This window comes from Streptomyces sp. NPDC091282, assembly GCF_044757385.1.
GTDB classification, from domain to species: Bacteria; Actinomycetota; Actinomycetes; order Streptomycetales; family Streptomycetaceae; genus Streptomyces; species Streptomyces gramineus.
Window position 1 is genome coordinate 324,900 of record NZ_JBIVUX010000002.1, and the last position, 20,355, is coordinate 345,254.

A 20,355-nucleotide genomic window follows, 5' to 3' on the forward strand; every position below is an offset into this window, starting at 1 on the left:
CAGGCGGGCGACGGGCTCAGGGAACGAGCCGCCACTGCTCGATGTAGCCCACGTCGATGGCTGCACGGTCCTGGACCCGGAGCTTCCAGGTGCCGTTCAGGGGCTGTGCGGAGGCGTTGACGGTGAACGTCTGGTCGACGTTGTCGGCGGAGCCGCCGCTGCGGTTCAGCAGGGAGTAGGCGGTTCCGTCGGGGCCCACCAGGTCGACGGTCAGGTCACCCCGGTAGGTGTGGACGATCTTGACGTAGACCTGGGTGGTGGCGGAGGCGTTCCCGGTGCGGCCGGTGACGGTCACCGGGGACTCCACCGCGGGGCCGTTGTCGGGGATGTCGACCCGGCTGGAGTTGGCGTAGATGTAGGCCACCTGCCAGGAGAAGCTGCGGGTGGCGGAGGCGCCGGTGTCGTCGGTGACCGTGATCGTGACGTCGCTGGTCCCGAGCGTGGTGGGGGTGCCGGTGATCAGGCCCGTGTCGCTCATGGTGAGCCCGTCCGGCAGGCCGGTCGCCGTGTAGGTCAGGGCCGCGCCGGAGTTCGTGGTGTAGGCGTCCGCCTGGAGGGACACCTCCTGGCCGACGCCGCTGATCTGGTCCGCGATCGGCGCCACGTTGACGCCGAGCGCGATCCGGTCGCCCACGTCGATCGCCGCCCACGCGTTGGCGACGGCGAGGTAGGAGGGGCTGTAGGCGCCGAAGAGGTCGGCCGCGGCCTGGAGGGTGGCGGTACGGGCGCCCGCGTAGTTCGTGCTCGACGTCATGTAGGTGCTGAGTGCCCGGTACCAGACCTGCCGGGCGTTGTCGATGCCGATGCCGGTGACGGGCTGACCGTCGTAGGTGGGGCTGTCGTAGGAGACGCCGTTGACGGTCTTGGCGCCGCTGCCCTCGGAGAGCAGGTAGAAGAAGTGGTTGGCCGGGCCCGAGGAGTAGTGGACGTCGAGTCCGCCGAGGGACGGGCTCCAGTAGTCGCTGGACGCGCCGTCCTTGGAGGGCTTGTCCATGTAGCGCAGCGGGGTGCCGTCGCCGTTGATGTCGATCTTCTCGCCGACCAGGTAGTCCGGGACGTCGGCGGGCAGGTTCTCGTAGAACTCGACGGCGGCGGCGAAGATGTCGGAGGTCGCCTCGTTCAGGCCGCCCGACTCGCCGGAGTACGTGAGGCCCGCGGTGGCGGCGGTGACGCCGTGGCTCATCTCGTGCGCGGCCACGTCGAGCGCGGTGAGCGGGTGGGTGTTGCCGGAGCCGTCGCCGTACGTCATGCAGAAGCAGGCGTCCTGCCAGAAGGCGTTGACGTAGTTGTTGCCGTAGTGGGCGCGGCTGTAGGCGGCGACGCCGTCGTTGCGGATGCCGTTGCGGCCGAAGACGTCCTTGTAGAAGTCCCAGGTGGCCGCCGCGCCGTAGGCGACGTCCACGCCCGCGGTCTGCCGGTTGGCGACCGTGCCGTCGCCCCAGACATCGTTGTCGTCGGTGAACAGGGTGCCGGTGCCCGAGGTGCCCTGGTTCAGGTCGTAGGTGCGGTGGCCCGCGCGGTCGCCGTCGACGAGCTGGTAGGTCGAGCCGGAGAGCGTGGTGCCGAGCGGCACGGTCCCGTCGAACTGCCCGGTGCCGACGCCGGTCTCGACGCCCTGGTAGCGGAAGAGCTGCTTGCCGGTCGCCGCGTCGGTGATGACGTGGAGTTCGTTGGGCGTGCCGTCGTCCTGGAAGCCGCCGACGACGGACTCCCAGGCCAGCGTCGGCCGGTTGGAGGCGGCCCAGACGACGAGCCGGGGGGAGGTGCCGACCGCGGGGTGCTCGGCGCCCGCCTTCGCCGCGGTGGTGAGCGCCCGGTCCCGTGCCGTGGCCGCGGAGATCTTCGCCCTGGTGGTGGGCAGGGCGAGGGCCGCCTTCGTGGCCTTCGTCACCGTGAGGCGGGCACCGCTGCGGTGCACGACCAGGTCTCCGCCCAGGACGGGCAGGCCCGCGTAGGTGCGCTCGTAGCGGGTGTGGGTCGTGCCGTCGGCGTCCTGGGTGACGTCCTTGACGACGAGCTTCTCGGCGCTGCCCAGGCCTAGCGTCTTCGCGGTGTCCGCGGCGGCGGTCGCGGCGCTCTTGAGCAGCGCGGCGTGCCGGGCCGGTGACAGCGTCGCGGGGGCGGCGCCGGCGCGGGGGGTGGCCTGGATCCTGGCGGGGGCGGGTGCGTCGGCCGAGGCCAGGGCGGTGCCCTGCTGGAGGCCGGCCGCGAGCAGGGTGGTGGCGGCGGCCAGCGCCAGGCCGGCGCTGCCTCTGACTCGGCGGTGGTGACGGTCCTGCCGGAACATGGCGTTCTCCTTCTGTGGGGTGGTCGGGCCCGGTGGGGCCCGGGAGAGCGGGTCGGCTGGGTCGAGCCGTCCGGCGGCGCGCGGGTGCGGGGGAAGGGGCGCATGGGCACGGGGCGACGGGATGACGTCCGCTCGGGCATGCGCATGACACGAGAAAGGAGATGCGGGTACTGCGTGAGGTACCTGTGAGTGGACGGTGAACTTCCGGAGAGCAGATTGGCATCCGCCGCCCGAGACTGTCATGACCGCATCAGAACATCGGCTGGAACTGATGGTTGCGAGCGGGGGTTTCGAGCACGGCGACAGCGCTTTCCGGTCGGCGTGGGCGTCGGGGCGGGAACCGTCCGGGGCGGGCACCCTCGCGATGTCGTCGGGTCGGGACCGTCGGGGAACGCGCCCTCGTGATGCCCTTCGGCCGAGCGGGACCGGCCGGTGCGGGCGCCCTCGTGACGTCGGTCAGTCGCGCTGTACGACGATCATGGCCATGTCGTCGTCCCGCCGGCCGCCCGTGTGCGCGCGGACGTCCGCGGCGAGCCGTTCGACGAGCAGACCGGGCGTCGCGTCCGCCCAGGCCGTGGCGCGCTCGGCGAGCGGATAGAAGTCGCCGTCGCCGTTCCGGGCCTCGCTCACGCCGTCCGTGTAGAGCACCAGCCGGTCGCCGTGCGCGAACGGGAAGGTCGCCGCCGCGTAACAGGCGCACGCCCCGTCCGTGCCGTGCGCACCGGCGGGCCACACGCCGAGGCCGAGCGGCGGCGCGGGCTCGGGGACCGCCAGCACCAGCGGCTTCCTGGCGCAGCCGCGCAGCAGGAGCGGCGGCGGATGCCCGGCGCTGACCAGGTGCAGGACGGGTTCGTCGTCCGGGATGTCCATGACGGCGGCGGTCACGAACCGCTCGGCAACGTCCTCCGCCGGCTCCGAGAACTCCGCGAACCCCCAGCGGACGGCGTCCTCGATGTAGGCGACCAGTTCCGGCAGCGGGATCCGGCGGTGCGCCGCGGCCCGGAAGGCGCCCAGCACGATCGCCGTGTCGCTGATGGAGGGCAGCCCCTTGCCCCGGACGTCACCGATGAGCAGGCGGGTGCAGCCGGGGATCCGCGCGGCGGCGTAGAGGTCGCCGCCGATGGTCGCGTCCGCTTCCGCGCTGCGGTACCGGGCGGCGAGGACGACGGGACCGGCCCGCTGCGGCAGCGGCCGCAGGACGACACGCTGTGCCGCGTCGGACACCGAGCGCGCCCGGACGAGTTCGCTCTCCCGCCGGTCCCGCAGCCGCGTGAACAGGACGAAGAAGACGGAGACGGCGAGGAGGGCGGCGATCTCCACGAGGACGCTCTCGGTGCTCAGCGTCCGCCGCTCCATGCCGGCCAGGACCAGCGCGATGACCGCCAGCACGCCGATCAGCGCGGTGGCGCGCGGCCCGGCCCCGACCGCGGTGACCGCCACGGCGACGACGAGGAGGTGGGCGAGATGGATGTCCGGCGGCAGGAACCCGTCGGCCACCGGGATCGCCACGATCAGCAGCAGCGGACCGGCCAGCCACAGACGTCCCGGCGCGGAGCGGCCCCATCCACGCAAGGTGTCGACCAGGGATGTCGCGATCATCGCAGCGCTCACGTCGTGCTCCGGTACTCGTCGTCCTGCACGGCCAACGCGTGATGACATGTCCCCCATTCCCGGACACCGTCCGATGTGACCGTCCGGCTGCGCTCCGTGCCGCACGGGCGGGGCGGCGGACCTACTGGTAGCAGGGAGGTCCGCACAGCACGGTGACCTCGGCGGACGGCGGCACGGTCGGCGGCGGGCCGCAGGCCGGGCGCGGTGACGGTCGGGTCCTGCCGGTCTCCCAGAACACGGGCGCGGCCACGGCCCGTGGTGCGAGCGCGGTGCAGGCCGCGGCGGCCATGCGTGTGCGCGGACGCAGGATGAACTCCTCTGTGGACGTGCGGCGTCCGGTCGCGTCGGTGCGGGCGCCTCGGGCAAGGCGCCGGCGCCTGCGGCCGGTCTCGGGCCGCGGACCGCCCGCGGTCCCGTCTCCGGGCGGATTCCGGCACGTCTCCACAGGGTCGCCGCGAGGGGCGGACGGCGCTCCGCGCCCGGCCCGGCAGGCCGGTGCGCCGGTGCCCGCCGGCCGGGCCAGGAGTGGCGGCGGGTGGGGCCCGGGCGTGGAATGGAGGAGCGGGGGTCGGTGAAGAGGTGGAGGCGTCGTGGGTGTGACACCGCTGACCGAGATCCTCGCCGGGCCTTTCGAGGAGCGGTACGCCGTACCGGCCATCAACGTGTTCAACGACCTCACCATGGAGGCCGTTCTGGCGGCCGCGGTGGAGAACGCCTCTCCGCTCATCGTGCAGACCTCCGTGAAGACCGTGCGGTCCATCGGCAGCGACGTGCTGTACGCCATGTGGAAGGCGATGACCGCCGGCATCGAGGTCCCGGTCACCCTGCACCTGGACCACTGTCCCGAACGCGAGGTCATCACCGAGTGCCTGCGGCGGGGATGGAACTCGGTGCTCTTCGACGCCTCCGCACTGCCGGTGGAGGAGAACATGCGGCAGACCGTCGAGGTGGTCGCGGAGGCCCGCGGGTTCGGTGCCGCGGTCGAGGGCGAGATCGAGTCGATCACCGGTGTGGAGGACGGCGTCGGCAGCGACACCGCAGCCGAGCGGCAGGACCTGGCGGTCGCCCTGGAGTTCCTGCGGACCACGCGGGTCGACGTCTTCGCACCGGCGATCGGGAACGCGCACGGGTCGTACAAGCGGGCGCCGGTGCTGGACGCGCAGCGCGTCTCCGACATCGTGGCCGCCCATCCCGTGCCCATCGCGCTGCACGGCGGCAGCGGCCTCTCCGACGAGCAGTTCCGCGACCTGATCTCCCGGGGCTGCGCGAAGGTCAACATCTCCACGGCCCTCAAGGAGACGTACATGAAGTCGAACCTGGCCTTCCTGCGGACCGCGCAGGAGCGGCAGAAGTGGGATCCGCCGTCGCTGTTCCGCGACGTCCGCCGGGACGTCGTCGAGCTGGCCGGTTCGCTGATGCGGCTCTTCGGCAGTGCCGGGCGGGCGGCCTAGCCGTGCCCGCGCTCGTCTTCGACTGCGACGGCGTCCTCGCCGACACCGAACGCGACGGCCATCTGCCCGCCTTCAACAGGACGTTCGAGGAGTTCGGCCTGCCCGTGCGGTGGAGCGACGCGGAGTACGCGCGGAAGGTGACCATCGGCGGCGGCAAGGAACGGATGCGCTCGCTGCTGACCCCGGACTTCGTCGCCGCGGCCGGCCTGCCGTCCGATCCGGCCGCGCTCGACGAACAGGTCGCGGCCTGGCACCGGCGCAAGACCGAGATCTACACGGCCGTCATCGGCAGCGGAAGCATCCCGCCCCGGCCCGGTGTCCGGCGGGTCGCCACGGCGGCGCACGAGGCGGGCTGGACGCTCGCGGTCGCCTCCACCTCCGCGGAGCCGTCCGTCCGCAGCGTGCTCGAACTCGCCATGGGCCCCGAACTGGCCGCGCACTTCAGCGTGTTCGCCGGAGACGTGGTCCCGCGCAAGAAACCGGCCCCGGACATCTACGCGTTCGCCCTGGACCGGCTCGGCCTGGATGCGGCGCGGGCCGTCGTCGTCGAGGACAGCCGCAACGGACTGCTGGCCGCGCTCGGCGCCGGGCTCGCCTGCGTGGTCACGACGAGCGCCTACACGGGCGGCGAGGACTTCACCGGCGCCTCCCTGGTGGTCACCTCGCTGGGCGATCCGCCGCCGGAGGAGACCGTGGCCCGGGTGCTGAGCGATCCGCTCGGCACCGCACCGGGGCCCTGGATCGAGCTCGCGGACCTCGCCGGACTGCTCGGCACCGTGGGCGGCGCGGGCCCGGATCCCGCACCGTCCGATCCCCGGCCGCACTGACGTCGCGGCAGTCAGGAGAGACATGTCAGCGCCATCGTCCTCGTCACCCGCCCCGCCGTCGGCACCCGGCGGCGACCTCGCCTTCGTGGTGCGGGTCGTCGCGCGGACCGCGGTCGACAACGAACGGGCCTTCAGCGACCTCGACGCCGTCGCGGGGGACGGAGACTTCGGGTACTCGCTCGCCCGCGGCTTCGAGATCGTCCTCGCCGACTGGAACGACCTCGCCGGCGACGTGCCCGCCGAGTTCCTGAAGAGGGTCGCGATGGTGATCTCCAAGCGGGTCGGCGGCACGTCCGGGCCGCTGTGGGGCACGGCGTTCCTGCGGGCCGCCGGCGCGGTGAAGGACCGGCCGGAACCGGACGCCGGGGACGCGGTCGCCATGCTGCGGGCCGCCGCCGAGGGGATCAAGGCGCGCGGCAGGTCCGACGTCGGCGACAAGACCCTGCTGGACGCGCTCGTTCCGATGACCGACGCGCTGGAACGGCGGCTGGCCCGGGGCGAACCGGCGTCCGGCGCCGAACTCGCGGCGCTGGCCGCGTCGACCGCGCGGGCCGCCGCCGACGCGACGGCGCCCATGCAGGCCCGGCGCGGCCGGCAGAGCTACACCGGTGAGCGCAGCATCGGTTCGCCCGACCCGGGCGCGGTGGCGGTCGCGGTGATGGCGGAGCGGGTGGCCGCCGAGTGGGACGCGCGCGGCTGACCCGGCCGGCAGGACCAGGAGGAGGTGCGGCATGAAGAAGTTCGTCAACGACCCGAAGGACTACGTCTCGCAGATGCTGGAGGGGCTGGCCCTGGCCAACCCCGGCACGCTGAGGTACGTGCCCGAGTACAACCTGGTCATGCGTGCCGACGCCCCGCGGGAGGACAAGGTCTCGATCGTGCAGGGCTCCGGATCGGGTCACGAGCCGGCGCACGTGATGACCGTCGGCAAGGGCATGCTCGACGCCGCCTGCCCGGGGGACGTGTTCGCCGCGCCGCCCGCCGACTACGTCTACGAGACGGTGAAACTGGTCGCCTCCGCCAAGGGCGTGCTGCTGCTGGTCAACAACTACACCGGGGACCGCATGGCGTTCGAGATGGCCGAGGAGCTGTCCCAGGCCGACGGGGTGAACGTCCGGACCCTCTTCATCGACGACGACGTGGCCGTGCAGGACTCGACGTACACCGTCGGCCGGCGCGGGGTGGCCGGCAACTTCTTCGTGATGAAGGCCGTCGGCGCGGCCGCCGAACGCGGTGCGGACCTCGACGAGGTGTACCGGATCGGCGAGAAGGTCAACTCGGTCACCCGCACCATGGGCATGGCCCTCACCGCCTGCACGCCTCCGGCGAAGGGGTCACCGCTGTTCGAACTGCCCGACGACTCGGTGGAGATGGGCGTGGGCATCCACGGCGAACCGGGCCGCAGGCGGGAGAAGCTGCGGTCGGCCGACGAGATGGTGCGGGAACTGGTCGACGCGGTCGTGGACGACCTGCCGTTCGCCTCCGGCGACCGCGTCGCGCTGATGGTCAACGGTCTCGGCGGCACACCGATCGGCGAGCTCTACCTGGTGTACGGGCTGGCCCACAGGCAACTGGCCGAACGGGGCATCGAGGTGGGGCGCAGCTACGTGGGCGAGTACTGCACCTCGCTCGACATGGCCGGTGCCTCGGTGACCCTGGTCCGCCTCGACGACGAGATCCTCGACCTGCTCACCGACCCCGCGGAGATCCCGATCCGGGTCTTCTGAGGAGCCGTTTCACGGCCGCCTGCGACGTGACCGCAGAGCGGAGGGCTTGTGGAGGCGATGTGCGGGCATACGGGTTTCACCCTACGAGAGGAGCCTGATCATGCCCGGCATCATCGCGGCAGTGTTGTTCTTCATAGCCTTCCTGATCAACGCGGCGGACATCAGCACCAACGACACGTTCACCTCCACGAACGTGATGCTGCTGGGACTGACCGCCCTGGCTCTGCACGTGGCCGGAATCGGCACCGGCTGGTCGTACCGGAGGCGGCGCTGACCTCCTGCTCCGCTTTCGTGGGCCCGGCGGCAGCGCGCCGCCGGGCCCACGACCCGGTTCGGGTCAGAGCAGTCGCCTGATGTCACCGCGCACCCGGTAGAAGCCGCCGGCCGCCGTGTGCAGGGAGTCCACGACGTAGCGGGCACCGGGCTCGCGTATCCCGCGCGGGAACTGGACGTTCAGCGACCGGTCGTAGCCGTCCGACACGACGTGCACCCGGACCCGGCCCGACTCCTGGACGCACTCCACGACGATCGCGCCGGTCGGCGCCTGCGCGACGGTGGCCACCGCGCTCACGGTCGTGGCCGGCGCGTAGGCGGGCATCGCCGCGGCCAGTTTGACGTCGCGGGCCACCGGCACCGTGCCTCCCTGGGCCGCCGTAACGGCCGCCTCGCTCGCGTCCACGCAGACCAGCGAACCGTCGGTGGTCACCAGGTAGAGCCGCTCGTCGTGGTACTGCATCGACAGCGCCGAGCCGCCGCCGGTGCCGAGCTTCCACAGCCGGGTGCCGTCCTGGTCGAAGCAGTAGACGGACGAGGCCGCGTCGCCGGCGAACACGAACCGGCCGCCGGGCGAGGTCGCGCACGAGTACACGGCGCTGTCGCAGGTGTACGTCGCCTCGATCGCGCCGGTCGCCTTCGCCAGCCGCTGGACCGCCTTGTGGGCCGTGCCCGCGTACACCACGGCGCCCTCCTGCCAGCCGAACAGCACCCCGCCCTTGGTGGGCGTGTGCCACAACTCCCGTCCTCCGTCGGGGGCGTAGGCGGTGACGCCCCGGCTGTGGCCGTGGTAGACGGCCCGTTCGTCGGCGCGGACCATCCAGGCCTGCTCGCCCTGGCTGCGGCGGGCCCACTGGTGTTCGTCCTCGTGGTCGATGACGGTCAGCCGGCCGTCGCGGTCGGAGACGTCCAGCACGCCCTCGTGGATGTCCAGCCAGAAGATGTCGACGTCCGCCGCGATGTCGTAGGCCACGAACGGCAGTTTCGAGGACAGGTCGTACACCTTGCCGTCGTCACAGCCGGCGTAGATCCAGAAGTCGTCCGCGACCAGGCACTTGACGCCGTCCGGGAGGCCGAAGCGGGCCAGTACGCCGCCGTCGTGGTCGAGGGTGTAGACGTCGCCCGACTGGTTGCCGACCCAGCAGTGGTCGTCGTCGACGTGGATGCCGAACGCGGCGGAGCCGGTGCGGAAGCGCCACAGCACCGGCGCGGCCGCGCGGGCGGTGGAGGGGGCCGAGGCGACCTGGCGCCGGGTCACCGAGCGTGGTGCGCGGCCCCCCTGGACGGCCGGGGCGTATCCCTTGCGGACCTTCTCGCCGACCTTCTTCGCGGCGGCGGCCCGGGCCTTCTCCACCGTCGCGAACGTCGTCGTCTGCGTCTGCCCCTCGGCGCCGATCCGGCCGTACCGCACGGTCACGACCAGGTCGGCGACGGACACCTCGTAGAACTTGTGCGCGGCGCCGTCGTCCTGCGACAGCTCCAGGTACGTCGTCGACACCGCGGCAGAACCGGTGGACATGGCAGACCAGACCCCTCCCCATACGGATCCGCCGTCCGTCCGGCGGGTCCCACTGATCGAACCGTAGCCGTGGGCACTGACAACGGACTTCGCGATCAGTCGTGCGGGGGCGGGCGCCGGTGGCGCCGGGACCCGCGTCGGGCGCGGGTCACCGGCACCTGGCGAGCCGGGTCAGTGGCGGCCGCCCCGGTGCCGGCCCCAGGTGACCTGGTCCACCACGCGGTTGCGGTCGTTGCGCAGGGTCGCGGTGTCGGCGAAGTTGTCCCAGGCCTCGTGACGGCGGTCCTGGTACACGTCCTTGGCGTTGTCGCGGCCCACGCCGGTGTGGACGCGGACCGTGGCCCGTCCCTCCAGGCGGAAGTGACGGAAGGTGTAGCGGTGCCCGTCCTTGCCGGTCAGCGTCCAGTGGTCCAGGTTCACCGACCGGCGCGTGGTGTTGGTGATGTCGACGTACTCCTTGTTCAGGGAGCGGTTGGAGTTGTCGTCGCGTCCCGGGGAGTCGTACCGGACGCTGCTGATGACCACGTCGCCGTGCGGGCGGGCGGAGTGCTGGCCGGACGCGGCGGCCGGCAGCGCGAGAGCGCCCACGGCCGCCGTGGCCACGGCAGCGGCGGCGGTCAGACGGCGAGCGATCACAGACACGGACATGAGGTCCCCCTTCGCAGGGCCGGACACCCGGGCGGGCGACGCGGTAGTCGCAGGTCACCCGGGATGTTCAGGCGATTCGGCGGCCGGTCGGCCGCACACCCACACCCTGCCCACGGTGCGGAGGGAATGTGATGACGACGAGAAGGTCATGACCGTTCCGTCATATTCCTATGACCCTTGGATGCAACCTCCATGTATGCGCCGAATGCACGAAGTTGACGCCCTCTCACCGAATGGCCCCTTGTGCGCGAAGGGTCCTCGGCGCGAGCCACCCCCGTGCGCCACCCCCCGGCTCCGTGGCACGTCACCCGAAAGTGAGTAACAGCCGGCGCCGCCGTGACGTGCGGATGCGGCGCCGCCGGCCGGGTCAGGAGCGTGACCGCACCGGCGCGGCCGTGCCGTCCGGCGAGCCGTCCGCCGCCGCGCCGTGCAGGAGTCCGCGTTCCAGGTCGTCCAGCGCCTGCCGGGCCGCGCCGATCCGTGTCAGCAGCAGGCGCCGGTCGTCCGGCTCGCGCGGCTCCTGCGCCGTCTCCTGCTCCTGCCCTTCCATCTGCCGGGCTTCGTCGAGGGACGTGATGACCACGCCGATCAGGACGTTGACGAGCACGAACGAGGCGATGAGGACGTAGGAGGCGTAGTAGGCGAGGCTCCAGCGCGAGACTTCCAGGCCCGCGTGGACGGCGTCGCCGATGCCGTCGAGGGTCATCAGCAGGAAGAGGGTGAGGACCGCGCGGCCGATGGAGCCGTAGTGCTCGGGGTCGTGGTGGCCGAAGAAGACCCAGCCGACCATGGCGTACACGTACAGCAGCAGGGCGCCCACCAGCAGGAAGCTGAGGGTGCCCGGCAGGCTGCGGGCGACGGCGGTGAGCACGATGCGCAGCTGCGGCAGGAAACGGGCCGTGCGCAGCACCCGGGCCAGCCGCAGCAGGCGCAGCACGGTGGTGTTCTCGCGGACGACCGGCAGGAAGGCGCACAGCACCACGGCGAGGTCGAAGAGGTTCCACGGGTCGCGGAGGAAGTCCCGGGGGCGGTCGGCGTGCGCGCCGACGCGCAGCAGGATCTCGACGGTGAACACCGCCAGGCAGCCGTGCTCGGCCGTCCGTAACCACCGGTGCCAGTCCTCGACCAGTCCCGGGTATGTCTCCAGGCCCAGCAGGGCGGCGTTCAGGAGGATCACGGCGAAGACGGTCAGGGCGAACCAGCGGGCCTCCGTCGTACCGCGGCAGCGGCGGGCCAGTCGCTGCCGGGCCGGCCGGCTCCGGTCACCGGTCGTGGGGTCGTGCTGCTCCGGCATGCTGCTGCCACCGCTCCTCGGCTGTCAGGGGATGTCTCCGGCCGACCCGGCGGGACGGCGGACTTGCCGCGTGATCGTCCGCGGGGGAAACTTCTACAGCACTGTAGATCGAAATGCGGAAGGCAGTACTCATGTTCGGCTTGAGCGAGCTGGCACTGATCCTCGTCGTCGCCGTCGTGGTCCTCGGCTTCAAGAAGCTGCCCGAGCTGACGCGTTCGGCGGGCAAGGCGGCCCGGATCTTCAAGAGCGAGACCAAGGCGCTCAAGGAGCAGGACGCGTCGGACCCGGGGACGACGGCGGCCGGTTCCGGCCGGGTGGTCTCGGGCACCGTGGTCGAGCCGGACGGCACACCGCGGCCCTGACCGCGGTGGCGCCGCGCCCGGCGCCACCGCGGTGGCCTGATCTTCGCGGCGCTGGCCAGAACCAGTATCCTTCCGCCTGCGTCGTAGCGGATGGTGCCGACGGCCTGACCTGTGGGGGGACCACATGAGCAGCGAGATCTACTTCAGCAACAACTACCGCGACCTCTGTGAGCGCAACGGCACGGGAGCCGGCTTCCAGTTCGAGTTCTCCTGCGCCCGTTGCTACGACACCTGGCGTTCGCCGTTCGAGCCGTACACCGGCGAGCGGGCCGCGAGCTGGCTCAGGAAGGGCACGGACCTGGCCTGGAGCATGCTCGGCAGCGCGGGCCGGGGTGTCACGTCGGCCGCCGACGGGCTCGCGGGAGCGGGCTACGGGCAGGCCCGCGACCGCGCCTTCGAGCGCGCGATCGCCAACGCCCAGGGCCACTTCAACCGGTGCGCCCGGTGCACCCACTACGTCTGCGGGCGCTGCTGGAACCCGGCGCAGGGCCTGTGCTTCAACTGCGCCCCGGACACCGCCGCCGAGGCCATGGCCGCACAGCAGCGCGGCCTGAACGACATGGCGTCCCAGCGGGCGTACGCCGCCGGTCAGCAGACCGGGCAGACCTACGACCCCGGCACGCCCCGGCAACTGGTCTGCCCCCAGTGCCGTACCGAGACCCACGGCGCGGCCTACTGCTCCGGCTGCGGCCACCACCTCGCGCAGAGCACGCACTGCGGCTCCTGCTCGGCGGTGGTGCCGGACGGCGCGGCGTTCTGCCCGGGGTGCGGCACCCGCCGGTAGCGCGGCGGCGCCTGCCGGACCGGTCACGGGCCGGGCATATCGGTCGGGAACGCCTTTGATAGGGTCACCGCGTCGGACCGCCGGACGCCTGTCCGCGGTCCGCGCGACCACGGCATTCCCAGCCGGTGACACGGACCTCCGGGCCGTCAGCCCGGCCCCAGTCGCCAGGACCACGCGTGTCCGAGGCGGGGCATGCTCTCTCCCGCAGAGGCAGACCGTCATGCGCACGTCCCCGGCCGGCTCCCGCCGTGCCGCCCTGTCCCTCGCCGCCGTGCTCGCCGCGGCCTGCGTCACCGCGGCGGGCTGCTCCGACGCCGCGCGCCCCACGGGCACCGGCTCCGCGAGCCCTGGGGCCGCGAAGGTGTCGGCGCCGCCCGTCCACGCCGACGTCGACTACCAGCTCGGCGGCGCCTATCCGCCGCCGAAGGGCGTTGCCGTCGTCTCCCGCGACCACACCGACTCACCGGCTCCCGGCCTGTACAACATCTGCTACGTCAACGCGTTCCAGGCACAGCCGGACGCCGAAGACGCATGGGACGCCGACCTCCTGCTGCGGGACCGCTCCGGGAAGGTCGTCATGGACGAGGACTGGGGCGAGGCGATGCTCGACATCGGCACGCCGGGCAAACGCGCACGGATCGCCGAGAAGGTGGGCGCCTGGATCGACGCCTGCGCCGACAAGGGGTTCGACGCCGTCGAACCGGACAACTACGACAGTTACACCCGCGCCCCGCACGGCCTTTTGACCGCGGCCGACGCCGAGGCGTTCCAGACCCTGCTGGCCCGCCACGCACACGCCCGGCTCCTCGCCATCGCCCAGAAGAACACCCTCGAACTGGCCAAGGACCGCAAGCGGGTCGGCCTCGACTTCGCGGTGGTGGAGGAGTGCGGGCAGTACGACGAATGCGCCTCCTACGTCGACGCGTTCGGCGACCACGTCCTCGTCGTCGAGTACACCGAACAGGGCATGCGCAAGGCCTGCGCGGGCTGGGGCGACCGGATCAGCATCGTCCGCCGCGACCTCGACGTCACCCCGGCCGGCGGGGACGGGTACGTACGGGAGACCTGCGCGGGCTAGGTCCGTACCGGGCCGTCGGCTCCCCTCCCTGCGGCGCCTGGAACCGCGGACCGGCGGCGCAGTGACGTACGTCACTGCGCCGCCGTCGAACCTCCGCCCCGCGCAGGCATCTTGTCCACGTCGTCGGCACCGCCGGACGAGGAGGACGCATGATCTCGCCTGGCCCGCCCCTGCCGCACCGCGGCGCCCCGGGTGCCCCGGACGGCTGCTCGTCCGTGACCGCCGGGGAGGGGCGATGACGGAACGCGACGCGCACGCAGGACTCGTCGGACGGGAGGCGGACCGTGCGCGGCTCGGCGCCTTCCTGGCCGAACTCCCCGGTGCGGGCGGCGCCTTGGTGCTGCTGGGCGACCCCGGCATCGGGAAGAGCGCGTTGCTCACGGCGCTCGCACGCGACGCCGGGGCGGCGGGCGTACGCGTCCTGCACACGGTCGGCGCGCAGTACCGGGCCCGCACCGGTCACGGCGCGCTGCGCCAGTTGCTGGCCTCGTCGCCCGAGGCGTGGTCGCAGGCGGCCGAAGTCCCCGTGCTCGGCGCCGCCCTGGCCGTCGAGCGGCCCGCCGCACCCGGACACGACGCGGTCGCCGACGCGCTGACCACGCTGATCGCCGGGCTCTCCCGGGACCGGGCCACCCTGCTGGTCCTGGACGACGCGCACTGGCTGGACCCGGCGAGCGGTGCGGTCCTCGGGCGGGTGGCGCGCCGGCTCGCCGGGACCGGCGCGGGCCTGGTCGCCGCGGTACGGACGGGTGAGGCGGGTTCCTTCGCGTACGACGGACTCGCGGTCCACGAACTGCGCCCGCTCAGCGAGGCCGCGTCCGAGGAACTGCTGCGGCTGCGCTTCCCGTCCCTGGCGCCCCGGGTACGCCGGCGGCTGATGGCGGACGCGGACGGCAACCCGCTCGCCCTGCTCGAACTGCCGGCCTCGCTCACCGACTCCCAGCGGGCCGACGCCCAGGCGCTGCCCGCGCGCATTCCGCTGACCCAGCGGCTCCTGGCCACGTTCGCGTCCCGCGTCGGGGCCCTGCCGGCCGCCACCCGGCACCTGCTGCTGGTGGCCGCGCTGGAGGGCACCGGCGACCTGCCGGCCGTACGCCGGGCGGTGGCGGGCCGGTGCCACCTCAAGCACCTGGCGCCCGCCGAGCGCGGCCGGCTCGTGCACGTCGACGACGCGACGGGACGCTTGACCTTCCGGCACTCGCTCATCCGCTCCGTCGTCGTCGACCTGTCCAGCAGTGACCAGCGCCGAGGCGTGCACCGGGCGCTCGCGGACGCCTGGGCCGGCGTTCCCGAACAGCGCGCCTGGCACCTGGCGCAGGCGGCGGAGGAACCCGACGCGCGGGTCGCCGACCTGCTGGAGGAGGCCGCGGACAGCAGCGTCCGCCGGGGCGACGGCCCGAACGCCGTCGCCGCGCTGCTGCGTTCGGCCGGCCTCAGCCCGGCCGCCGCCGAGCGGGCACGGCGGCTGGCCAAGGCGGCCTACTTCGGCGCCAACCTCACCGGCGGCCTGCGCGACGTCCCTCGCCTGCTGGACGACGCGCGCCACGCGGCGCCGGGACAGGGCTCGCTGGCCGCCGCCGTGGCGGGCTCGGCGTACCTGCTCAACGGTTCCGGGGACATCGCCACCGCGCACCGCCTGCTCGTCGGCGCGCTCGCCCAGCGGCCCGAGCCGTACGATCCGGCGGACGCCACACTGGCCGAGGCGATGCACACCCTGCTGCTCATGTGCTTCTTCGGCGGCCGCGCGGAGCTGTGGTCCGCGTTCGACGCCGCGGCGGCCAGGTACACGGCGCTTCCCGAGCTTGTGGCGATCACCCGCAGCACGTTCGCGGATCCCGCCCGCGCGGGCCGCGAGGACCTCGCCCGGCTGGACGCGGCCGTCGCGGAACTCGCCCACCGAACCGACCCGTTGCACATCGTCCGGGTCGCCACCGCGGGCGCCTACCTGGACCGGCTGGGCGACTGCGCCGAGGCGCTGGGCCGCGTCGTGGACGCCGGACGCCGGACGCCGCGGCGAGAACATCACCGCCGCGCTCAACGCGCTGTTCCTGCTGGGCAACCACGCCTGGCTGACCGGGCAGTGGGCGGAGCTGCGCCGGACCGCCCGCGAGGGCCTGGACCTGTGCGAGCGGTACCACTACCCCCTGCTCGCCTGTCCGGGGCACTTCCTGCTGGCCTGCGTCGCGGCGGCACGCGGCGACCACGCGGCGGTGCGGGACCTCACCGGCCGGATGCAGCTGTGGGCCGGGCCGCGCGGCGCCGAGGGCGTGCGGTTCTACGTCCTGCACGCCAAGGTCCTGTACGCCCTGGGCCAGGGCGACTTCGAGGACGCGTACCGGTTCGCGCGGTCGATCGCGCCGCCCGGTGAACTGCCTCCGCACGTCCCGCACGCGGTGTGGTCGCTCCTCGACCTGGCGGAGGCCGCGGCGCGGACGGGCCGGCCGGGGCAGGTCAGGGCGCACGTCGCGGCGGCGCGGGACGCCGGTCTGGACACCCTCTCGCCCCGGCTGCGCATGGTGCTCCTGGCCGCCGCCGCGCTGGGCACGGCGGACGACGGCGCCGCCGTGGCGCTGTTCGGTGAGGCCCTGGCCGTCGAGAACGCCGACCGCTGGCCGTTCGAGCACGCGCGCATCCTCCTGTACCGGGGCGAGAGGCTGCGGCGCGGCCGGTTCCCGGCCCGGGCGCGGGCGCACCTGCGGGACGCGGCCGAGGCGTTCGAGCGGCTCGGGGCGGTGCCGTGGGCCGAGCGCGCCAGCCACGAACTGCGGGCCTGCGGTGCGCCGGTGCGCGCTCCGGGCGGGCCGGCCGCCCCCGCGCTCACGCCGCAGCAGCGGGAGGTCGCGCGGCTGGCGGCCACGGGACTGACCAACAAGCAGATCGGCGAGAAGCTGTTCCTCTCGCCGCGCACCGTCTCCACCCACCTCCACCAGGCGTTCCCGAAACTGGGTGTGACCTCCCGCGCCGCACTCCGGGACGCCCTGGAACGGCTGCCGGAGCGGTGACGGGGCCGGAGCCGCGGGCGGGGTGCGTTCCCCGGGCGCGGACCGGCCGACATCCGCGCGGCGCGCCCCGCCTCGACGTTACTGTCCGGTAAGTATCCTGCTCCCGGAGGTGGTTCCCCATGCCGTCGGACCGTTCACCGGGTCTCGTCGAGGCCGCACGTGCCCTGGCCGCGGGCGAGACGACGTCTCGCCGGCTCGTCGCGGACTGTCTCGCGCGCATGGAGGCGACGCAGGACTCGCTCAACGCCTTCCGGATCGTCCGCCGGTCGGCCGCGCTCGCCGAGGCCGAGGCCGCCGACCGGGAGCTGGCCGCGGGCGGGCGCCGCCCGCTGCTCGGGGTGCCGGTGGCTGTGAAGGACGACACCGACGTGGCCGGCGAGCCGACCGCCTTCGGCTGCCCGGGCGACTTCCCGCCGGCGGCCGAGGACGGCGAGGCGGTACGACGGCTGCGCGCGGCCGGAGCGGTGATCATCGGCAAGACCAACACCTGCGAGCTGGGCCAGTGGCCGTTCACCGAGGGACCCGCCTTCGGTGCCACCCGCAACCCCTGGCAGCCGCGGCACACCCCGGGCGGTTCCTCGGGCGGATCGGCGGCCGCCGTCGCGGCCGGGCTGGTGCCGGCCGCGCTCGGCTCGGACGGCGCCGGATCCGTGCGCATACCGGCCTCCTGGACCCATCTGGTCGGCATCAAGCCCCAGCGCGGCCGCATCTCGACCTGGCCGCACGGCGAGTCCTTCCAGGGCATCACCGTCAACGGCACCCTGGCCCGCACGGTCGCCGACGCGGCCCTGCTCCTGGACGCGGCGAGCGGCAACCACCCCCAGGACCCGCACCGGCCACGGCCGTTGACCGTCTCCGAGGCGATCGGCCGCGACCCCGGACGGCTGCGGATCGCGCTGTCCCTGAAGCCGCCGTTCACCGCGCTGCCCGCCCGCCTGTGGCCGGGCGTTCGCGCCAGGGTCCTCGAAGTCGCCGAGAGACTGGCCGCGTCGGGCCACACCGTCGAGGAGGCCGACCCGCCCTACGGACAGATCGGTCTCACCTTCGTCCCGCGGGCCACGGCCGGGATCGCCGAACGCGTCCGCGAGGTGCCGGCGCCCGGCCTGCTCGATCCGCGCACCCGGGAGGCGGCCCGGCTGGGACGGCTGCTCGGCGGCGCGCCCCTGCGGGCCGCCCGGCGCGCCGAGACCGCCCTGCGCCACCGGATCGGCGGCTTCTTCGCGTCGTACGACGCGGTCCTCGCGCCGACCACCGCCGCTCCCCCGCCCCGCGTCGGCGCGCTGCTGGGGCTGGGCCCGTTCGCCACCGACCGGGCGATGATCGCCGCCTGCCCCTACGCCTGGCCGTGGAACGTGCTGGGATGGCCCGGCGTCAACGTGCCCGCCGGTTTCGTGGACGGTCTCCCGGTGGGCGCGCAACTGCTCGGCCCGGCCGACAGCGAGCCGCTGCTCGTGTCCGTCGCCGCCCGGCTGGAGGCCGACCTGCGCTGGCACGAGCGCTGGCCGCCGGCCGCGGGTGCGGCCGCGGACCCGCCGGCGGCGTGAGGGAACCGGGTGCGGCGCCGCGCGGCTTTCCCGCGACGTGACCGGCCCGTAGGCTCTGGCCATGGACGACGCGTCGATGGTCGGGCTGATGGGGCGGGTCACCGGAACGGTCGGGCCCGGACTCGTCGGCGAGGTGATCGTCCGGGTGCGCGGGGGCGCCGAGCACTTCCTGGCCTACGCCGCCGACGGCTCCGCCCGGATCGAGCGCGGCACGGTGGTGATGGTGGTCGAGCACCTGCCCCCGCGGACCGTCTACGTCACGCCCGCGTACGACAGTTGAGCGCGCTCCGCCCCAGGTGAGGGGCGTATGCGTCAAGATTGCAACAAGGAATCGTCAGCGTCTTCACCCCGCGCTCGCACGGGCGCACACTCCCTTCGTTCGGTGCCGTCAGGGCACCATGCAAAGGGGGCGTATGCCGATGGTCGTCGGCGTCGTTGCGGGGGCGGCGGTTCTCGCCGTGCTCGTGCTGATCGGTGTGTTCAAGATGATGTGGCGGGTCGCCGAGCCCAACGAGGCGCTCATCATCTCCGGTTCGAACCATCGGACCGAGGGTCTCGAAGCAGGTATGGGATTCCGTATCGTCACGGGGCGCGGCACGCTGGTGCTGCCCGGCGTGCAGGCGGTGCGCAAGCTCTCGCTGGACCTGAACGAGACCGAGTTGTCGGTGGACTGCGTGACGCAGCAGGGCATTCCGCTGAAGGTGCGGGGCGTGGTCATCTTCAAGGTGGGCGACGACTTCGTGTCGATCGCCAACGCGGGCCGGCGTTTCCTGGACCAGCAGAAGCTGATGTCCGAGCGGGTGCACAACGTGTTCGCCGGTCATCTGCGGTCCATCGTGGGCGGGTTGACGGTCGAGGACATGATCCGCGACCGGGACAAGCTCACCGGACAGACCCGGGCCGCCTGCGGCACCGAGATGGAGAAGCTGGGACTGATCGTCGACTCCCTGCAGATCCACGAGATCGAGGATCCGACCGGGTACATCAAGAACCTGGCGATGCCGCACGCGGCCGCCGTCCAGCGGGACGCGCGGATCGCGCAGGCGGAGGCGAACCGGCTGGCCACCGAGGCGGAGCAGGCCTCGTTCGCCCGGATGGCGGAGGCCACCCGGGACAGCGAGATCCTCCAGGCCGGCTACCAGGCCGAACGCGACAAGGCGGCGGCCCAGTCCCGCCAGGCGGGCCCGCTCGCCGACGCGGCCGCCCGGCAGGAGGTCGTCGTCCAGGAGACGCGGGTCGCCGAACTGGAGGCGCACCGGCGCGAACAGCAGCTCCAGGCGGACGTCCGCAAGCCGGCCGACGCACGGGCCTACGAGAAGCGCACGCTGGCCGAGGCCGAGCGCGACGCGCGCATCTCGGCGGCCCAGGCCAAGGCGAAGGAGACGGAACTGGCGGCGGCGGCCGAGGCGACCCGGGTCAAGACGGCCGCGAGCGCCGAGGCCGAGGCGACCAAGGCCCGCGGTACGGCGAGCGCGGCCGCCACCCGCGCCACCGGTGAGGCCGAGGCCGCCGCCGCGCAGGCCAAGGGTCTGGCGGACGCCGAGGCGGCCAAGGCCAAGGGCCTCGCCGAGGCCGAGGCCATCAAGGCCCGCGCCGCCGCCCTGGCCGAGAACCAGGAGGCGGTCGTCGCCCAGCAACTCGCCGAGAACTGGCCGGAGATCGTCAAGGCCGGCGCTTCGGCGTTCGGCAACGTCGACAACATGGTGCTGCTCAACGGCGCCGACGGCATGGGAGAGATGTTCGCCAAGGCGCTCACGATGGGCGGTACCGGACTGGGGCTGGCCCGCCAGCTGCTGGCGTCGATGCACCAGAACGGGCAGGACCACGCGGTGGCTTCGCCGGTCCTCAACGGGGCCGCGGCCCCGCGGACGCAGAAGGTCCCGGTGGAGCAGGACGGCGAGTAGCCGGCGGCGCGGCCGCAGCGCAGGGATGCCCCCGGCGGGTCCGG

18 protein-coding genes are annotated in these 20,355 nt (G+C 73.4%); 13 read left to right on the forward strand and 5 right to left on the reverse strand.

Features of this window, described 5'->3' with window-relative positions; genetic code table 11:
* Nucleotides 1-16: 16 nt before the first annotated feature.
* Both ACIQOE_RS08590 and ACIQOE_RS08595 read right to left on the reverse strand, forming a co-directional pair.
* Complete coding sequence (locus tag ACIQOE_RS08590) at nucleotides 17-2,287, reverse strand: M4 family metallopeptidase (protein WP_399009450.1); 2,271 nt, start codon at nucleotides 2,285-2,287, stop codon at nucleotides 17-19.
* A 456-nt stretch (nucleotides 2,288-2,743) separates the two neighbouring features.
* The gene (locus ACIQOE_RS08595) at nucleotides 2,744-3,886 is read right to left on the reverse strand and encodes a PP2C family protein-serine/threonine phosphatase (RefSeq protein WP_401410555.1); all 1,143 of its coding nucleotides are present in this window, start codon (nucleotides 3,884-3,886) and stop codon (nucleotides 2,744-2,746) included.
* A gap of 602 nt (nucleotides 3,887-4,488) precedes the next feature.
* On the opposite strand from ACIQOE_RS08595, the gene ACIQOE_RS08600 reads away from it, so the two are divergent.
* From ACIQOE_RS08600 to ACIQOE_RS08620, 5 genes are all read left to right on the forward strand, one after another.
* Nucleotides 4,489-5,349: a class II fructose-bisphosphate aldolase gene (locus tag ACIQOE_RS08600; protein WP_365559601.1), complete on the forward strand. Its 861-nt coding sequence runs from the start codon at nucleotides 4,489-4,491 to the stop codon at nucleotides 5,347-5,349.
* A 2-nt stretch (nucleotides 5,350-5,351) separates the two neighbouring features.
* Nucleotides 5,352-6,176, forward strand: coding sequence for an HAD-IA family hydrolase (locus ACIQOE_RS08605; RefSeq protein WP_365567550.1), 825 nt, complete (start codon nucleotides 5,352-5,354; stop codon nucleotides 6,174-6,176).
* A 22-nt stretch (nucleotides 6,177-6,198) separates the two neighbouring features.
* Nucleotides 6,199-6,876, forward strand: a complete 678-nt coding sequence (gene dhaL, locus ACIQOE_RS08610) for a dihydroxyacetone kinase subunit DhaL (RefSeq protein ID WP_401410557.1) — start codon at nucleotides 6,199-6,201, stop codon at nucleotides 6,874-6,876.
* A 31-nt stretch (nucleotides 6,877-6,907) separates the two neighbouring features.
* Nucleotides 6,908-7,903, forward strand: coding sequence for a dihydroxyacetone kinase subunit DhaK (gene dhaK / locus ACIQOE_RS08615; protein ID WP_401410559.1), 996 nt, complete (start codon nucleotides 6,908-6,910; stop codon nucleotides 7,901-7,903).
* A 100-nt stretch (nucleotides 7,904-8,003) separates the two neighbouring features.
* The gene (locus ACIQOE_RS08620) at nucleotides 8,004-8,177 is read left to right on the forward strand and encodes a hypothetical protein (RefSeq protein ID WP_351313851.1); all 174 of its coding nucleotides are present in this window, start codon (nucleotides 8,004-8,006) and stop codon (nucleotides 8,175-8,177) included.
* 63 nt (nucleotides 8,178-8,240) lie between these two features.
* Here the strand turns inward: ACIQOE_RS08620 and ACIQOE_RS08625 are convergent, their stop codons facing one another.
* From ACIQOE_RS08625 to ACIQOE_RS08635, 3 genes are all read right to left on the reverse strand, one after another.
* Complete coding sequence (locus ACIQOE_RS08625; RefSeq protein WP_401410561.1) at nucleotides 8,241-9,695, reverse strand: WGR domain-containing protein; 1,455 nt, start codon at nucleotides 9,693-9,695, stop codon at nucleotides 8,241-8,243.
* Nucleotides 9,696-9,866: 171 nt separating this feature from the next.
* Nucleotides 9,867-10,343, reverse strand: coding sequence for a lamin tail domain-containing protein (locus ACIQOE_RS08630; protein ID WP_401410563.1), 477 nt, complete (start codon nucleotides 10,341-10,343; stop codon nucleotides 9,867-9,869).
* Between the two features lie 367 nt (nucleotides 10,344-10,710).
* The gene (locus ACIQOE_RS08635) at nucleotides 10,711-11,637 is read right to left on the reverse strand and encodes an ion transporter (protein WP_362643508.1); all 927 of its coding nucleotides are present in this window, start codon (nucleotides 11,635-11,637) and stop codon (nucleotides 10,711-10,713) included.
* A 131-nt stretch (nucleotides 11,638-11,768) separates the two neighbouring features.
* Between ACIQOE_RS08635 and ACIQOE_RS08640 the strand changes: the two genes are divergently transcribed.
* From ACIQOE_RS08640 to ACIQOE_RS08675, 8 genes are all read left to right on the forward strand, one after another.
* Nucleotides 11,769-11,999, forward strand: a complete 231-nt coding sequence (locus tag ACIQOE_RS08640; RefSeq protein WP_362643509.1) for a twin-arginine translocase TatA/TatE family subunit — start codon at nucleotides 11,769-11,771, stop codon at nucleotides 11,997-11,999.
* A 124-nt stretch (nucleotides 12,000-12,123) separates the two neighbouring features.
* Entirely contained in the window at nucleotides 12,124-12,783 is a 660-nt protein-coding gene (locus ACIQOE_RS08645) for a zinc ribbon domain-containing protein (RefSeq protein ID WP_365567556.1), read from the forward strand.
* Nucleotides 12,784-13,003: 220 nt separating this feature from the next.
* The gene (locus ACIQOE_RS08650; protein ID WP_401410566.1) at nucleotides 13,004-13,861 is read left to right on the forward strand and encodes an endo alpha-1,4 polygalactosaminidase; all 858 of its coding nucleotides are present in this window, start codon (nucleotides 13,004-13,006) and stop codon (nucleotides 13,859-13,861) included.
* 235 nt (nucleotides 13,862-14,096) lie between these two features.
* Entirely contained in the window at nucleotides 14,097-16,229 is a 2,133-nt protein-coding gene (locus ACIQOE_RS08655) for an ATP-binding protein (protein ID WP_401410568.1), read from the forward strand.
* Nucleotides 16,129-16,863: a LuxR C-terminal-related transcriptional regulator gene (locus ACIQOE_RS08660; RefSeq protein ID WP_401410570.1), complete on the forward strand. Its 735-nt coding sequence runs from the start codon at nucleotides 16,129-16,131 to the stop codon at nucleotides 16,861-16,863. Before ACIQOE_RS08655 ends, ACIQOE_RS08660 begins: the two co-directional genes overlap by 101 nt.
* Nucleotides 16,864-16,982: 119 nt before the next feature.
* On the forward strand, nucleotides 16,983-18,407 hold the full coding sequence (locus tag ACIQOE_RS08665; RefSeq protein ID WP_365567562.1) for an amidase: 1,425 nt from the start codon (nucleotides 16,983-16,985) through the stop codon (nucleotides 18,405-18,407).
* A gap of 61 nt (nucleotides 18,408-18,468) precedes the next feature.
* Nucleotides 18,469-18,687 (forward strand): hypothetical protein, encoded by a 219-nt coding sequence (locus ACIQOE_RS08670; RefSeq protein WP_351313872.1) that lies wholly within the window; start codon nucleotides 18,469-18,471, stop codon nucleotides 18,685-18,687.
* Between the two features lie 133 nt (nucleotides 18,688-18,820).
* The gene (locus tag ACIQOE_RS08675; protein ID WP_401410573.1) at nucleotides 18,821-20,311 is read left to right on the forward strand and encodes a flotillin family protein; all 1,491 of its coding nucleotides are present in this window, start codon (nucleotides 18,821-18,823) and stop codon (nucleotides 20,309-20,311) included.
* Nucleotides 20,312-20,355: the final 44 nt, after the last annotated feature.

Bases quoted from the DNA above. Each gene is read 5' to 3' on its own strand.
- ACIQOE_RS08590 (WP_399009450.1), bottom strand. From the start codon at position 2,287: ATGTTCCGGCAGGACCGTCACCACCGCCGAGTCAGAGGCAGCGCCGGC.
- ACIQOE_RS08595 (WP_401410555.1), bottom strand. From the start codon at position 3,886: ATGATCGCGACATCCCTGGTCGACACCTTGCGTGGATGGGGCCGCTCC.
- dhaL (WP_401410557.1), top strand. From the start codon at position 6,199: ATGTCAGCGCCATCGTCCTCGTCACCCGCCCCGCCGTCGGCACCCGGC.
- dhaK (WP_401410559.1), top strand. From the start codon at position 6,908: ATGAAGAAGTTCGTCAACGACCCGAAGGACTACGTCTCGCAGATGCTG.
- ACIQOE_RS08620 (WP_351313851.1), top strand. From the start codon at position 8,004: ATGCCCGGCATCATCGCGGCAGTGTTGTTCTTCATAGCCTTCCTGATC.
- ACIQOE_RS08625 (WP_401410561.1), bottom strand. From the start codon at position 9,695: ATGTCCACCGGTTCTGCCGCGGTGTCGACGACGTACCTGGAGCTGTCG.
- ACIQOE_RS08630 (WP_401410563.1), bottom strand. From the start codon at position 10,343: ATGTCCGTGTCTGTGATCGCTCGCCGTCTGACCGCCGCCGCTGCCGTG.
- ACIQOE_RS08635 (WP_362643508.1), bottom strand. From the start codon at position 11,637: ATGCCGGAGCAGCACGACCCCACGACCGGTGACCGGAGCCGGCCGGCC.
- ACIQOE_RS08640 (WP_362643509.1), top strand. From the start codon at position 11,769: ATGTTCGGCTTGAGCGAGCTGGCACTGATCCTCGTCGTCGCCGTCGTG.
- ACIQOE_RS08645 (WP_365567556.1), top strand. From the start codon at position 12,124: ATGAGCAGCGAGATCTACTTCAGCAACAACTACCGCGACCTCTGTGAG.
- ACIQOE_RS08650 (WP_401410566.1), top strand. From the start codon at position 13,004: ATGCGCACGTCCCCGGCCGGCTCCCGCCGTGCCGCCCTGTCCCTCGCC.
- ACIQOE_RS08655 (WP_401410568.1), top strand. From the start codon at position 14,097: ATGACGGAACGCGACGCGCACGCAGGACTCGTCGGACGGGAGGCGGAC.
- ACIQOE_RS08665 (WP_365567562.1), top strand. From the start codon at position 16,983: ATGCCGTCGGACCGTTCACCGGGTCTCGTCGAGGCCGCACGTGCCCTG.
- ACIQOE_RS08670 (WP_351313872.1), top strand. From the start codon at position 18,469: ATGGACGACGCGTCGATGGTCGGGCTGATGGGGCGGGTCACCGGAACG.
- ACIQOE_RS08675 (WP_401410573.1), top strand. From the start codon at position 18,821: ATGCCGATGGTCGTCGGCGTCGTTGCGGGGGCGGCGGTTCTCGCCGTG.